The 13514-nt window shown below is 65.3% G+C and carries 8 protein-coding genes; 6 read left to right on the forward strand and 2 right to left on the reverse strand.

The genetic code is table 11. The features are described 5' to 3' along the window. Window positions 1–226: 226 nt before the first annotated feature. From ASE70_RS01140 to ASE70_RS01165, 6 genes are all read left to right on the forward strand, one after another. Window positions 227–2614, forward strand: a complete 2388-nt coding sequence (locus tag ASE70_RS01140; RefSeq protein ID WP_056500477.1) for an ATP-binding protein — start codon at window positions 227–229, stop codon at window positions 2612–2614. 55 nt (window positions 2615–2669) lie between these two features. Then, window positions 2670–3023 carry a response regulator gene (locus ASE70_RS01145; RefSeq protein ID WP_056403449.1) on the forward strand — a complete coding sequence of 118 codons (354 nt, stop codon included), beginning with the start codon at window positions 2670–2672 and terminating at the stop codon, window positions 3021–3023. Window positions 3024–3213: 190 nt separating this feature from the next. Beyond that, window positions 3214–4353, forward strand: coding sequence for a hypothetical protein (locus ASE70_RS01150; protein WP_056500479.1), 1140 nt, complete (start codon window positions 3214–3216; stop codon window positions 4351–4353). An 80-nt stretch (window positions 4354–4433) separates the two neighbouring features. Next, the gene (locus tag ASE70_RS01155) at window positions 4434–6008 is read left to right on the forward strand and encodes an MFS transporter (protein WP_056500482.1); all 1575 of its coding nucleotides are present in this window, start codon (window positions 4434–4436) and stop codon (window positions 6006–6008) included. Between the two features lie 220 nt (window positions 6009–6228). Beyond that, window positions 6229–7323, forward strand: coding sequence for a recombinase RecA (gene recA, locus ASE70_RS01160; RefSeq protein ID WP_200909460.1), 1095 nt, complete (start codon window positions 6229–6231; stop codon window positions 7321–7323). A 197-nt stretch (window positions 7324–7520) separates the two neighbouring features. Further along, window positions 7521–8168: a glutathione S-transferase family protein gene (locus ASE70_RS01165; protein WP_200925580.1), complete on the forward strand. Its 648-nt coding sequence runs from the start codon at window positions 7521–7523 to the stop codon at window positions 8166–8168. A 73-nt stretch (window positions 8169–8241) separates the two neighbouring features. On the opposite strand, the gene ASE70_RS01170 is transcribed toward ASE70_RS01165, so the two are convergent. Beyond that, a complete protein-coding gene (locus tag ASE70_RS01170; protein ID WP_056403891.1) occupies window positions 8242–11097 on the reverse strand; it encodes a TonB-dependent receptor in 2856 nt (951 codons plus the stop codon). An 86-nt stretch (window positions 11098–11183) separates the two neighbouring features. Further along, window positions 11184–13424, reverse strand: coding sequence for an alpha-galactosidase (locus ASE70_RS01175; RefSeq protein ID WP_082450476.1), 2241 nt, complete (start codon window positions 13422–13424; stop codon window positions 11184–11186). Window positions 13425–13514: the final 90 nt, after the last annotated feature.

Here is a 13514-nt window from a genome sequence, read left to right on the forward strand (position 1 = left end):
GTGCGAGCCGCGAGGCTCATCTCACCCTGCTCTCAACCTTCGTAAACCAGTCGAGTTGGCAGGCCCCTGTATCCCTCTCCCGGTTCAGTCGAGAGAGGCCCGAAATGCGACGAACGTGAATTTGCACAAGCAAACATTCCGTTTGCCGCCATCCGGCCGGCGCGCCGCACCCTGTCACCCGCACAACGCTTGACGTGCGGGGGCCAACCATCCCAACAGCCTAACCATGCTGCCGAAATTTTCCGCTGGCCCGTCGCCGGTCCTGCCCCTGATCACTGCGCTTGCCGCCGGGGTCGTTGCGGGTGCCATCGTCCTGTGGCTGATCGGCAGCGTGGCCGTAGCGACCGGCTTCGCCGCGGCGGCGGTGGTGCTGGCCGGCGTGGCGCAGGCGGTGCTGCACTGGACCGATACCCGCGAACCCGTCGAGCCGAGCGTCGACTGGTCGCTGGTGCAGGCGATCGCCGCCACCTGTCCGCTCGCGCTGGCGGTGACCGACCGGGCCGGGCGGCTGGTCAGCGCCAATGACCGGTTCGCGACGATGTTCGGCGGATATCCGACGCCGCCGGGCGTGCTGGGCGACGGGGTCGATGCCAACACGCTGGCGGGGGCCGCCCGGTCGGCGTGGCGCGACGGCGAGGCGCGGGCGACGGTGCGGCAGGGCGATGCCCCGCTCAACGTGACGCTCAGCCGCGCCGGGGACAACATGCTCGTCTGGCAGTTCGAAGGCGGGCAGGTCATTGCCGAGGCGATGACGATGCGCAACATGATCGCCGGCACCGCCGGCGACCGGCTGGGCGTCGCCGGCGTGATGCTCGCGCTGCTCAGCCCCGATGGCCGGATCCGCGCTGCCAACCGCGTGTTCCGCGCCCGTGCCGTCGGCAATGAGGACGCCGCGATCGAGGGCCGCGATTTCGCGCGGTTCCTCGTCACCGACCATCGCGGTCGGGTGCGCTTCGAACGCGAGGGGCTGGGCGGCGATCCGCTGCGCATCGTACAGGTCCCGATTACCGACGATCCTGCCGGGCCGATGCTGGTGGCGTTGCTCGACGAGGAGGAGGCGCCGGTCGGGCTGATGCCGATCGCCGCGCCGGGATCGGCGGGGCAGGTGCGCGCGCTCGTGTCGCTGTTGCCGGTCGGCATGGCGCTGGTCGATCGCGACGGGCGCTTCCTGCACATGAACGACGCTTTCATCCGCGCGACCGGCGTCAATCCGGTCGCGCCGCCACTCTATCCGGGCGATCTGGTGGTGCGTGAGGACAAGGCCGCGCTGGCCGATGCCGTCCGCCGGTTCGCTGGTGGCGCGCAGCACAATGCCGACATGGCGGTCCGGCTGGCCGATCGTTCCGACGAACCGATCGCGCTGACCATTGCCGGTGCGCGCGGGCTGGGCGAGGCCGCCGTCGTCCTGTCGCTGCGCGATACGGGCGAGGAGGGCAAGCTCAAGCGGCAGGTGGCACAGGCGACCAAGATGCAGGCGGTCGGCCAGCTCGCCGGCGGTGTCGCGCATGATTTCAACAACATCCTGACCGCGATCATCGGCCATTGCGACCTGATGCTGATGCGCCATTCGCCCGGCGACAGCGATTATGACGATATCCAGCAGATCCGCGCCAATTCGAACCGCGCCGCCAGCCTGACCCGCCAGCTGCTCGCCTTCTCGCGCCAGCAGACGCTGCGCCCGCAGGTCTTGCAGCTGCCCGACGTCATTTCCGAAGTCTCGAACCTGCTCAAGCGGCTGCTGGGGGAGACGGTGCAACTGGTCGTCAATCACGGGCGCGGTCTGGGGTCGGTGCGCGCCGATCCGGGGCAGCTCGAACAGGTCGTCGTCAACCTCGCGGTCAATGCCCGCGACGCGATGCTGTCGCAGGGCGGCAACCGCAACGTGCTGACCATCGAAACACTGGCGACCAGCGCGCAGGAAGTCCGCGCGATGGACGACGACGTCCTGCCGATCGGCGATTATGTGACGATGAAGGTGTCCGACACCGGCACCGGCATCCCACCCGAAATCCTGCCGAAGATCTTCGAACCCTTCTTCACCACCAAGGAAGTGGGCAAGGGGACCGGCCTCGGCCTGTCGACCGTCTATGGCATCATCAAACAGTCGGGCGGCTATATCTTTGCCGAATCGCGTGCCGGGCGCGGCGCGACCTTCGTCATCCACCTGCCGGTCCATGCCGCCGCCGCCGAACCGCCGCGCCTTGGCACCAACCCGAAGCTCAAGACCGAACCGACCGCGCCGGCATGGGGGTCGGGCACGATCCTGCTGGTCGAGGACGAGGACATGGTCCGCGCCATCGCCGAACGTGCGCTCACCCGACAGGGCTATACCGTGATGACCGCCGAAAATGGCGAGGTCGCGCTCGAACTGCTCGCCGACCGGCCGCATATCGACCTGCTCATTTCCGACGTGGTCATGCCGACGATGGATGGTCCGACGATGGTCGGCCACGTACGCAAAGTCTATCCGACCTTGCCGATCCTGTTCATGTCGGGCTACGCCGAAGAGCAGCTGCGTCGATCGATTGATCTGGATCAAGTTTCGTTCCTGCCCAAGCCGTTTTCGGTCCAGCAACTCGCCACGGCGGCGCGCGACGCGCTGTCGAACACCTGATGGTACGTGGAATCCTGTTGCGGTGTTCCCGCTTTGACCGCTAAGGACCGCGCATATGACTTCGCCCGCCCGGATCCTCGTCGTTGAGGATGAACCCCTGATCGCCATGATGCTTGAGGATTTCCTCGATCTGCTCGGTCGAACCGTCACCGGTACTGCCGACAATGTCGGCGCGGCACTGGCGGCCGTCGATCGCGGCGGCATCGATGCGGTGATCCTCGACGTGCATCTGCGCGCCGGGGAGAAGAGCTGGCCGGTCGCGGACCGGCTGGCGGCGGCGGGCATCCCCTTCGTGCTGGCGACCGGCGGGTCGGGCGACATGATTGAGGCCGCGCACCGCGACCGTCCGGTGCTGTCGAAGCCGTTCACGATGGACGCGGTCGAGAAGGCGCTGAACGACCTCGCTTAACTGTCTGAAAATGCGCGGTTGCGCGTTTTGCGGGCCGGCACTGCCCTGAACCTTGCTCCTTCGCGAGTTGCCAAACGGATCTTCGGCGGCCGTCCGCAGGGCAATTTTCGTGCGGCAACTTGATCGAAAACCGCGCTAACTTCGTATACCGCTGCTTGACAAGCCGCAGAGCCGGAACGAGCCTGTGGCCATGTCCGGATTGGCCCTGCTCCTGCTCGCCCAGATCGCCCATCCCCCGGCGGCGGCCCCCGATGAAATCGTGGTCGTCGGCCACCGTGCCGAAGACGCGCTCGCCGCCTGCCTCGCGCGCGGCTGCCCGCCCGCCGAGGAGGTGGAGGCATCGCTCCAGGCGTCGGTCGAACAATTTGCCGGCGGCCGCTACGACGTCGCGCGCAAGACATTGCGGGCGGCGATCCGGCGCAATCGCGACCATGCCGCGCAGCTGCCCGGCCCGGTGTCCAGCCTGTATGCGACGCTGGCCACCGTCGCCGAACATGAGGGCGACCGCGAACTATGGACCGCATCGGCCCGCAACAACCTGCTGATCCTGCGTCGCCATCTCGGCAATGCCAACCTCGCGACCATGACCGAGCAACTGACGTTCGGCGATACGATGCTGGGTATCGGGCAGAGCCACGCGGCCGACGACGCGTATCACACGGTTCAGCGGCTCGCGCTTGCCGCCAACCAACCGGCGATGGCGGCCGGTGCAGCGCTCCGCCGCGCGGTCGTGGCCTCGACCCGCGGCGATTACCGGACGGCACGCCGCCTCGCCGACGACGCCGTGGCGCTGGCCGGGCCGGGTGACCGGCGGATGGCCGACCTGCGCGCGATGCTCGACGCGCGTATCGCCGTGGCCAAGGGCGATGACGGCGCGATCGACGTGCTGGCCGCCCGGTTGCGTCAGTCGGCCGACGAACAGCCGCGCCTGCTCTTTTCCAAACCGGTTTTCGACATCAACTTCGTCGCCAGCGTGAATCCGTGGCATGATTCGGAAATCCGCTTTGCCGATGTCGGATACTGGATTCGTCCCGACGGCCGGACGGCGGGCGTGGAGGTGCTGCGCGATGCCGGTCTGGGCCAATGGCGTTCGGGCATCGTCAAGCAGGTCGCCGAGCGCCGCTATGTACCGCTCAGCGTCGCGCCCGGTCATCCCGGCCTGTATCGCATCGACCGCTTCACGGTACGCGCGACCATTGGCACGCCCACGGGATCGCGGGTCCGGCGCCGCACCGGCACGCTCACCACCCATATCGTCGACCTTACCGAAACCGAGGCGTTGAGCGACCTGCACAAACGCCGCGCGGCACAGGAAACCACGACCGGTTGATCCATCGGCCGTCACCCCGATAATTCCGTCTTCTCGGGGCGACCGCCACCCGCTACCCCGGCATCGGGGAGTGGCAGGCGATGGGTTCGATCAACAGTACCTTGTCCGACCGGCAGGCCGTCTGGGCGTTCGTGCTCGGCTGTGTCGCGGTGACGATCGGGGTCGTCGCGCATCTGCCGATGTTCGCGATGGCGCGGTCGATGGGCTATCGCATGGCCGGCATGCCGATGGACGGCATGATGCTGGGCGGCATGGCGCTGATCGTGCTCGGCACGCTGGTCGCCGCCTATGGCCTGCTCCCGCGCAACTTGGCCGCGCAGCGCGCCGCCGCTGCCGATATCGTCGTCGCCGCGCCCGAGGATGCCGAATTGTCGCTCGCCCATTGGGGCCTGATGGCGGTGCTGGTCGTGGCGCTCGTCATCGACGTGATGAAGCCCGCGTCGCTGGGCTTCACCGTGCCCGGCATGATTTCCGAATATGGCGTGCCCAAACGTACCGTGTCGCTGGTGCCGTTCTTCGCGCTCGCCGGCACCGTCACCGGATCGGTGCTATGGGGCTGGATCGCCGACGTCTATGGGCGAAAGGCGTCGATCCTGTTGTCGGCGGTGATGTTCGTCGGCACGTCGATCTGCGGCGCGATGCCCAGCCTCGCATGGAACATCGCCATGTGTTTCATGATGGGTGCGGCGGCGGGCGGCATGTTGCCGGTCACCTATGCGCTGCTCGCCGAGATGATGCCCAACCGCCATCGCGGCTGGAGCCTCGTGCTGGTCGGCGGGCTGGGCGCGGTTGGCGGCTATTTCGCCGCCAGCGGCATTTCGGCGATCCTGCAACCGGTCTTTGGCTGGCGCATCCTGTGGCTGGCCAATCTGCCGACCGGGCTGACGCTGGTCCTGCTCGGCGCGCTGATTCCCGAGTCCGCCAAGTTCCTGCTGGCGCGCGGCCGGGTGCAGGAGGCGGAGGCGGTGATGCGCCGTTTCGGCGCGACCGCCACCCGCGCATCCGTCCGCATCACCGGCCCGCGCGCGACCGCGCTGACCGGGGTCAAACTCTATGGCAAGCTGGCGGCGCTCAGCATCTGTGCGCTGTCCTGGGGCCTCGTCAATTTCGGCCTGTTGCTGTGGCTCCCCGCCGATCTGGTCGCCAAGGGCTATTCGGTCGGCGTGTCGAGCCGGTTGCTGGCCGAAAGCGCGCTGATCGCCTTTCCGACCGTCTTCCTCGCCGCCTTCCTCTACAGCCGGTGGAGCACGAAATGGTCGCTCGCCGTCATGATCGCGCTGACGCTTGCCGGGCTGCTGCTGGTGTTGCAGCTGGAACTAGCGGGCAGCGGCAGCCCGGTCCTGCCGGTCGCGCTGCTGATCGTCGGCACCAACGGCATCATCGCCATCGTCCTGCCCTACGCCGCCGAGAGTTTCCCGATGCGGGTGCGCGGCCGCGCGACCGGCTGGGTCGCCGCCTGTACCAAGGCCGGCGGCCTGATCGCGCAGGGGCTGACGATCGCCGGCATCGCGCTGTCGATGGGGGCGTCGTCGCTGATGGTCATGGTCCCGACCGCCTTGTCGCTGGTGCTGGTCGCATGGTTCGGCCGCGAAACCCGCGGGCGTGATTTGCGCGATCTGGATGCCGACAACGGCCAGATCGGCCATGCGGGGTAGGGGGGGGCCCAACCAGAGTACCGTCACCCCGGACTTGATCCGGGGTCCCGCTTCTTCTTCGTTAGCGCGCCCCCGAGCTTGGCAACGCGGTTCACCCCCCACAACCTGAATCGCCGCCACGATCACCACACCGCTTGCGGAATGGGAACAAAACGAATACATGCAAATCCAACAGACGCGTTGAACCCTCGACGCGGTTGCTCTACGCGAAAGGCTGGACATGGCGGCAAATCTGAAGGCGGTCGATAGCAAGATGGCGGCGGCAAACGACAAGGCGGCAGGCGAACGGCAAAAGGCGCTCGACGCCGCGCTGGCGCAGATCGATCGTGCATTCGGCAAGGGTTCGGCGATGAAGCTGGGCCAGAAGGAAGCGATGCAGGTCGAGGCGATCTCGACCGGGTCGCTCGGCCTCGACATTGCGCTCGGCGTCGGCGGCCTGCCGCGCGGGCGCGTGATCGAAGTGTACGGCCCGGAAAGCTCAGGGAAAACCACGCTGGCGCTGCATGTGCTGGCAGAGGCGCAGAAGGGCGGCGGCACCGTCGCCTTTGTCGACGCCGAACACGCGCTCGACCCGGTCTATGCGAAGAAGCTGGGCGTCAACATCGACGAACTGATCGTGTCGCAGCCCGATACCGGTGAACAGGCGCTGGAAATCGTCGATACGCTAGTCCGCTCGAACGCGATCGACGTGCTGGTGGTGGATTCGGTCGCGGCGCTGGTGCCGCGGGCCGAAATCGAGGGCGAGATGGGCGACAGCCATGTCGGCCTGCAGGCGCGGCTGATGTCGCAGTCCTTGCGCAAGCTGACCGGATCGATCAGCCGCTCGCGCTGCATGGTGATCTTCATCAACCAGCTGCGCATGAAGATCGGCGTGATGTATGGCAATCCGGAGACGACGACGGGCGGCAACGCGCTGAAATTCTACGCATCGGTCCGCCTCGACATCCGTCGCACCGGACAGATCAAGGATCGCGACGAGATCATCGGCAACACCACCCGCGTGAAGGTGGTGAAGAACAAGGTCGCACCGCCGTTCAAGCAGGTCGAATTCGACATCATGTACGGGCAGGGCATTTCGAAGATCGGCGAGATCCTCGATCTGGGCGTGAAGGCCGGATTGGTCGAGAAATCGGGCGCGTGGTTCAGCTATGACAGCGTTCGGATCGGGCAGGGGCGTGAGAACGCGAAGAACTTCCTGACCGAACATCCCGAACTGCGCGACAAGCTGGAGGCGGCGATCCGCCAGCGCACCGAAAAGGTCGCGGAAGAGATGATGGCCGGTCCCGACGCCGACGATGGTGACGACGATATGTGATCGGGCAGATCGACCGGGCGGCACGGTGCTGCCCGGTCGATCGCTTGTCGTCGATCCATCACCGGGGGAGCGGCGCGTTGGTGAACACGTGGCAAGTGTGACCTTTGTGACTTTTGGGCCGTTGCTTCGATCGCGTGCAACCGACGCCCGCCACCGGCATTGCAGTAGCAATCCGCTGAACCCGTGCAGGAATGTCGCTGATGATCGTCGTCCATCACCTCGAAAACTCCCGCTCGCAACGCGTCCTCTGGCTGCTCGAGGAATTGCGGCTTCCCTATGAGGTGAAGCGCTATGAGCGGAACAAGGCGACGATGCTGGCACCGCCGGAGCTGCGCCGTATTCACCCCTTGGGCAAGTCGCCGGTGATCGAGGATGGCAACGCCGGCAGCAGCGGCGGTGCGCTGGTCGTCGCCGAAACCGGCGCGATCGTCGAATATCTGGTCGAGCGGGCCGATGGCCGATTGGGCACGCCCGCCCATCGCCGCGCCGCGCTCCACTACCGCCACTTCCTCCATTATGCCGAAGGCTCGCTGATGCCGCCGTTGCTGGTGAAGCTGGTGCTCGGTCGCGTGCCGCTGCTGGGAAAGGCGGCGCAGAAGAAGATTCAGCCGATGATCGACGTCCATCTCGACTATGTAGAATCGCATCTCGCCGCGAACGAATGGTTCGCCGGCGACGAGATGACCGCCGCCGACATCATGATGAGCTTTCCCCTCGAAGCCGCACGCAGCCGCGCCGGCCTCGACGCTTCCCGCCCCCGCACCATCGCGTGGCTCGATCGCATCCACGCCCGTCCCGCCTATCAGGCAGCACTGAAGGCGGGCGGCACCTACGCCTATGCCTGACCGATCACGGTAACGCGGCGACCGATCGGGACACCCGCCGGCCGCCCGCGAACGGCAGGCGGGTGTCCGTTCGTCAGAACTTCACCCGCGCGCCGAAATTATACCGCGCGCCCGTCTCCTGCAGCAGCAGGAAGCGGTCTTCGATCGCCGACCATTCGTGGATCCGCTGGTTGGTGACGTTCACCCCCTGCACATAGACCTGCACGTTCGACGTGACGTCATAGCCGACGTTGAAATCGAGCTGCCCATAGGCCGAACGATTGCGCGGGCGACCCTGGTCCGAACGACATGCGCGGAGATATTCGGAGCGCCAATTGTAGGACGTCCGTGCCGAAATGCCGTATTTCTCGAAGAACACGCTGCCATTCGCCGAATGTGGCGACAGGCCGTTATAACCGCATTCGTAATCCGCCAGCGCGGAGTCACGCTCGGCCTTGCTGTCGACATAAGTATAGTTGCCGGCCACACCGAAGCCCGACAACACACTCGGCAACCAGTCGAACGTGTACTGGCCCCCGACTTCGATACCGCGGATATAGCCGGTCTGCCCGTTACGGGTCCGGGTATCCTGGAACGTCCGCCCGAACCGCTGGATCGGCAGCGTCTGGAGTTCGAGGAAGTTATCGAGCTTCTTGTAGAACGCGCCGGCGCTGACATAGCTGATGGAGTTCAGATAATATTCGACCGAGATATCGTAGTTGGTCGACTTGAACGGTTCCAGCGTCGGGTTGCCGCCGCTCGACTGCGGCACGGAAATGCGGCCGCCGAACGAGTTGTCGACGCCAAGGTCAGTCAGCGTCGGCCGCGTCACCGTTTGGGAGAAGGCGGCACGGGTGATAAGCTTGTCGGTGACATTGAACTTGATGTTGGCCGACGGCAGCGCGTTGACATAGCTGTTGCCGACCGAGACCGGCGTCGACGCACCATAGGTGAAGACCAGCGTATCGTCGCCGCGGGTGTTGGTGATGTCGAGTACGGGCTGCGCGAAGCCGCGCGACTCCGTCTGGGTCCGCACGACGCGGACACCGGCATTGCCGCTCCAGTTATCGCCACCGAACGACATGGCGATGTACGTCGCGAGCAGCCGTTCGTTGACGTTCAACTGGCTGCCGGGATTCTCGCGGACCCCGTATGGACCGCCGGGCAATGCCAGCAGCCGTGCAGCCTCCGCAGCCTGTTCGGCCGCCGTCCGCCCCTGACGCGCCCGGGCGAGGTTCGTCGGATTCGACAGGAACGCGATGACGGCATTCGGGTCATAGGTGAAGAATTGCTGCGGCACGTTCTGGCTGCCCGATACGCCGGGCAGGAAGTTGTCGAGCTTGAACGGCGACAGCAGCGACGTATCCATCGGAATGTCGTAGCCGCAGTACGCGCAACCGCCGTCGGAGTTGTTGAAGAAGCGCCGCTGCTTCGTCCGGTCCGAATAGGCCATGCCGATCCGGACCGTCTTCAGGATGCTGTTCTGGATCTGATAGTCGGTATCGAGGTGGAATTCGGAACTGCGGTCGCTGACCCGGTTGTTTTCGACGCCGGTGTAATGCGCCCGCATCAGCGACGCATCGGTGATGTTGCCGAAGTTGGATGCGGTCGGCAGGTCCTCGCCCTTGTTCAGGTCGAAACGCGGGCTGGTCTGTGCGAGCGACCCGACGACGACGAACTGGGTCGGGTTGCGCTGTTTCGCCTTCGACGTCGACGCGTCGAACCGAACCTCGACATCGTCCGCCGGGTTCCATTTCAGGTTGCCGCCGACCTGATAGGTTTCGGTACGGCGATCGTTGTTGTTGACGATATTGTCGTTCTGCGACAGCGACACCCGCTGCGACAGCAACGGATTGGCGGCAAGGAACTGCTGTCCGGGGCGGTTGAACCCGGTCGCCGTACCGGTATCGTCGACCTGCAACCCGATATAGGGCGACGAATAAAAATTCGCGAAGATGTTGCGGTGGGTGAAGACGTCGAACTTCGAAAAGATGCCGTCGACGGTCAGCAGCAACTGGTCGCCGAGCTTCGCCTGCAACGCACCGGCCAGATTGATCCGCCTACGCCGGTCCTCCTGCCGTGCGAAGGCGAGGTTCTGGGGGACGTTGACCGTCGCGCCGGTATTGCCGAGCGCGGCGGTGGTCAGCCCGGTCGAATTCGCATTGCCGTTGACGACGTTCTGCGGCCCGAACAGCCAGCCATCGGTCTGCACATAATCCAGCTGGCTGCGACGGTCGGTGTATGATCCCGACAGGACGATGCCGATCGTCTTGGCATCGTTGGTGAGCGACGTGACCGCCGACAGGTCGGGGCTCAGCTTCTCGCGCAGCGTGTCGTAAATGCCACCGGCCGACGCGGCGAGGTGGAAGCCGCTGCGCCCATCGAGCGGCCGGGCGGTGATGATGTTGACCGTCGCGCCGATGCCGCCTTCCTGCAATTCGGGAACGCTCGACTTGTACACGTCGGTGCGCTGAATCATGTTCGACGACAGGACGTCGAACGAGAATTCACGACCCGGATTGTCGGTCGCCATCACCCGGCCGTTGACCAGCACGGTGTTGAATTCCGGCCCGAGACCGCGAACGGTGATGAACTGGCCTTCGCCGCCCGACCGATCGATCGCGACGCCGGTGATCCGTTGCAGCGATTCCGCGATGTTCGCATCGGGGAATTTGCCGACATCCTCGGCGGAGATCGTATCGACGATCTGTTGCGACTCCCGCTTCACCCGTGCCGACGACGCGAGGCTGCTGCGGATGCCGGTAACGACGATATCGTCGGCGACCTCGGGGGTGTCAGGGCCGACCTGTGCGGCAACGGGTGTCGGTTCCTGCACGGTGCCGGCGGGACTGGTCTGCGGTGCGCCCGCTTCGGGCTGGGTGGCGTCCTGCGCGAACACGGGTCCGGCCAGCAGCATTCCGCCTGCGAGCAATACGGTCTTGAATGACATACGCATAGATATCCTCCCCTTGAGAATGATGGTGATCGGGGAGGGGCGAGCCTTCTGGATGGGCTCTGTCCCCTCGGTAGTATCGACTATGTCACGGCGTCGAACACGAAAGCGGACCCCACGAAGTCGCCCTTGAGCGGTGCGCGCAGACCGCGCTCCATCCAGTAGGCACCACTGGCCCGCGCCGGCACACCTTCGGGCAGCTTGCCGCCACCAAGGATGCGGACGGTATAGGTCTGTGCCGGGTCCAGCCCCAGCGGATGTTCGGCGACCGGATTGTCGCGCCACATCGACGAATGCAGCATCTGGAACATCACGCCCTGCCTCCGGTCCTGTCCGACATACATCGTCGCGGACGATGCGTTATCCTTGGTCGGCGGATCGATGCGATAGAGTTGCCCGCGCTGCACGGTCTGACGGATGGTCTTGTAGGCCGCGACCCATTTGGCGGCGGTGGTGAAATCCTCGGCCTGCCATTTGTCGAGATTGGCCCCGATGCCGAGCCCGCCCTGCATCGACGACAGGAAGCGATAGTCGAGCGAGGTCGCGCGGGTGTTCGCCCAGTTCGGACTGTCGGTCACCCACGCCATCATCACCGATACCGGATAGGCCTGGGTAAAGCCGTCCTGGATCATCAACCGGTCGGCCGGATCGGTATTATCCGACGGCCATACTTCGTCGGAAAAACCGAGGATGCCCAGATCGACACGACCGCCGCCGCCCGAGCAGCCTTCGATCTCCAGCTTCGGGTGACGTCGCCGCAGTTCGGACAGGATGTGGTACAGGTTGCGGACATATTCGACATATACGCGCTGTTGATCCTGCACCGGCACCGCCGGCCATCCGGCTTCGGTCCAGTTGCGGTTGTAATCCCATTTCAGGAAGGCGATGTCGTTCTCCGCGACCAGCCTGTCGAGCACTGCCAGCAGATGATTGCGGACATCGGTCCGCGCGAGGTTGAGCACCAGCTGGTTGCGGCCCTCGGTCCGGGGACGATCGGGATACTGCAGCACCCAGTCGGGGTGGGCGCGGTACAGGTCGCTGTCGACATTGACCATTTCCGGTTCGACCCACAGACCGAAATCCATACCGAGCGAATGGACCTTGTCGATCAACGGCTTCAGACCATTGGGGAATTTCGTGCGGTTGACGGTCCAGTCGCCCAACCCTGCCTTGTCGCTGTTGCGCGCACCGAACCAGCCGTCATCAACGACGAAGCGTTCGACGCCGATCTTGGCTGCCTTCTCCGCCAACGCTTCCTGTCCCGCCTCGGTCACGTCGAACGCGGTCGCTTCCCAGCTGTTGTAAACGACCGGGCGCGGCTTGGCGCGTTCGCCACCGGGCAGGATGTGCGCGTTCTGGAAACGGTGGAAGGTGCGGGATGCGCCTCCCATACCGCCGTCCGAATAGCCCGCGTAGAAGACGGGGGTGTCGAGCGTCTCGCCGGGCTTCAGCGACCACGAGAAGTCATAGGGGTTGTAGCCGCCCATGACCCGGACACGACCCAGATTGTCCTGCCCCACGCTGATCCGGAACGATCCCGACCATGCCAGCGCGCCGTACCATACCGGCCCGGCGTCCTCGCTGGTGATCCCTTCGCGACCGATCGCGAAATACGGATTGTTGCCGTGGCCGGTCGAACCGCGCCGGCTTTCCAGCAGTGTCAGCGCCGGCGTGATCGCCACGTCCTTCCTGGTCCATTCCGCAGCATGACGACCGGTCAGATAGTGCAGCCGGTAATCGTCGCCGACCGGCAGGGTGAACACCGCCGAGGCGATCTGGTCGACGCGCACCGCACGCCGATCGCCGTTGCGGACCGATGCCGATCGCGCCAGCACGCCGGTTTCAGGATCGATCGTGTAGCGCAACGTAATGCCGAGCGGCCGCCGGATATCGACCAGTTCGACCAGCAGCGTCTCGCCCTGCACCCGGTGGGACTTGTATTTGAGCACGAGGTCGCGATTGCCGTCGGCAAAAATGGTCTTGATGCCCGGATCGCTGACCAGCCCTTCGCCCTGACCCGGATATTCCTGTAACGTCACCGAACCGGCGGGATCGAAGCCGGACAGTTCGCCAGGGGCCTTTACCAGCACGGGATCGCCGGTCTTCACCGGATCGGTCGCAACCAGCGGATCGCCCGCCGCGAGCGTTGCCCCCCAATAGAGCGGCTGCAGATATCCCTTGTCGTCGACACCGAGCGCATAGGTCACGCCGCCGCCATCGAGGCGAAAAACGCGGGCATCCTGCGGGGCCGTCACCTTCGCAACGGCAGGCGTCGTTGCGGAAACCCCGATCAGTCCGGTGAGAAGCACACGGCTCAGCTTCATCGCAACCCCCTCCTGCCGACCGCCTCGCGTGCAATCGTTTGTTCGTAAATATATGATAATTGTTTCCGAGCAAGGCAATATTGAATTTAT

Source organism: Sphingomonas sp. Leaf22 (genome assembly GCF_001421715.1).
In the GTDB taxonomy this organism is placed as follows: Bacteria; Pseudomonadota; Alphaproteobacteria; order Sphingomonadales; family Sphingomonadaceae; genus Sphingomonas.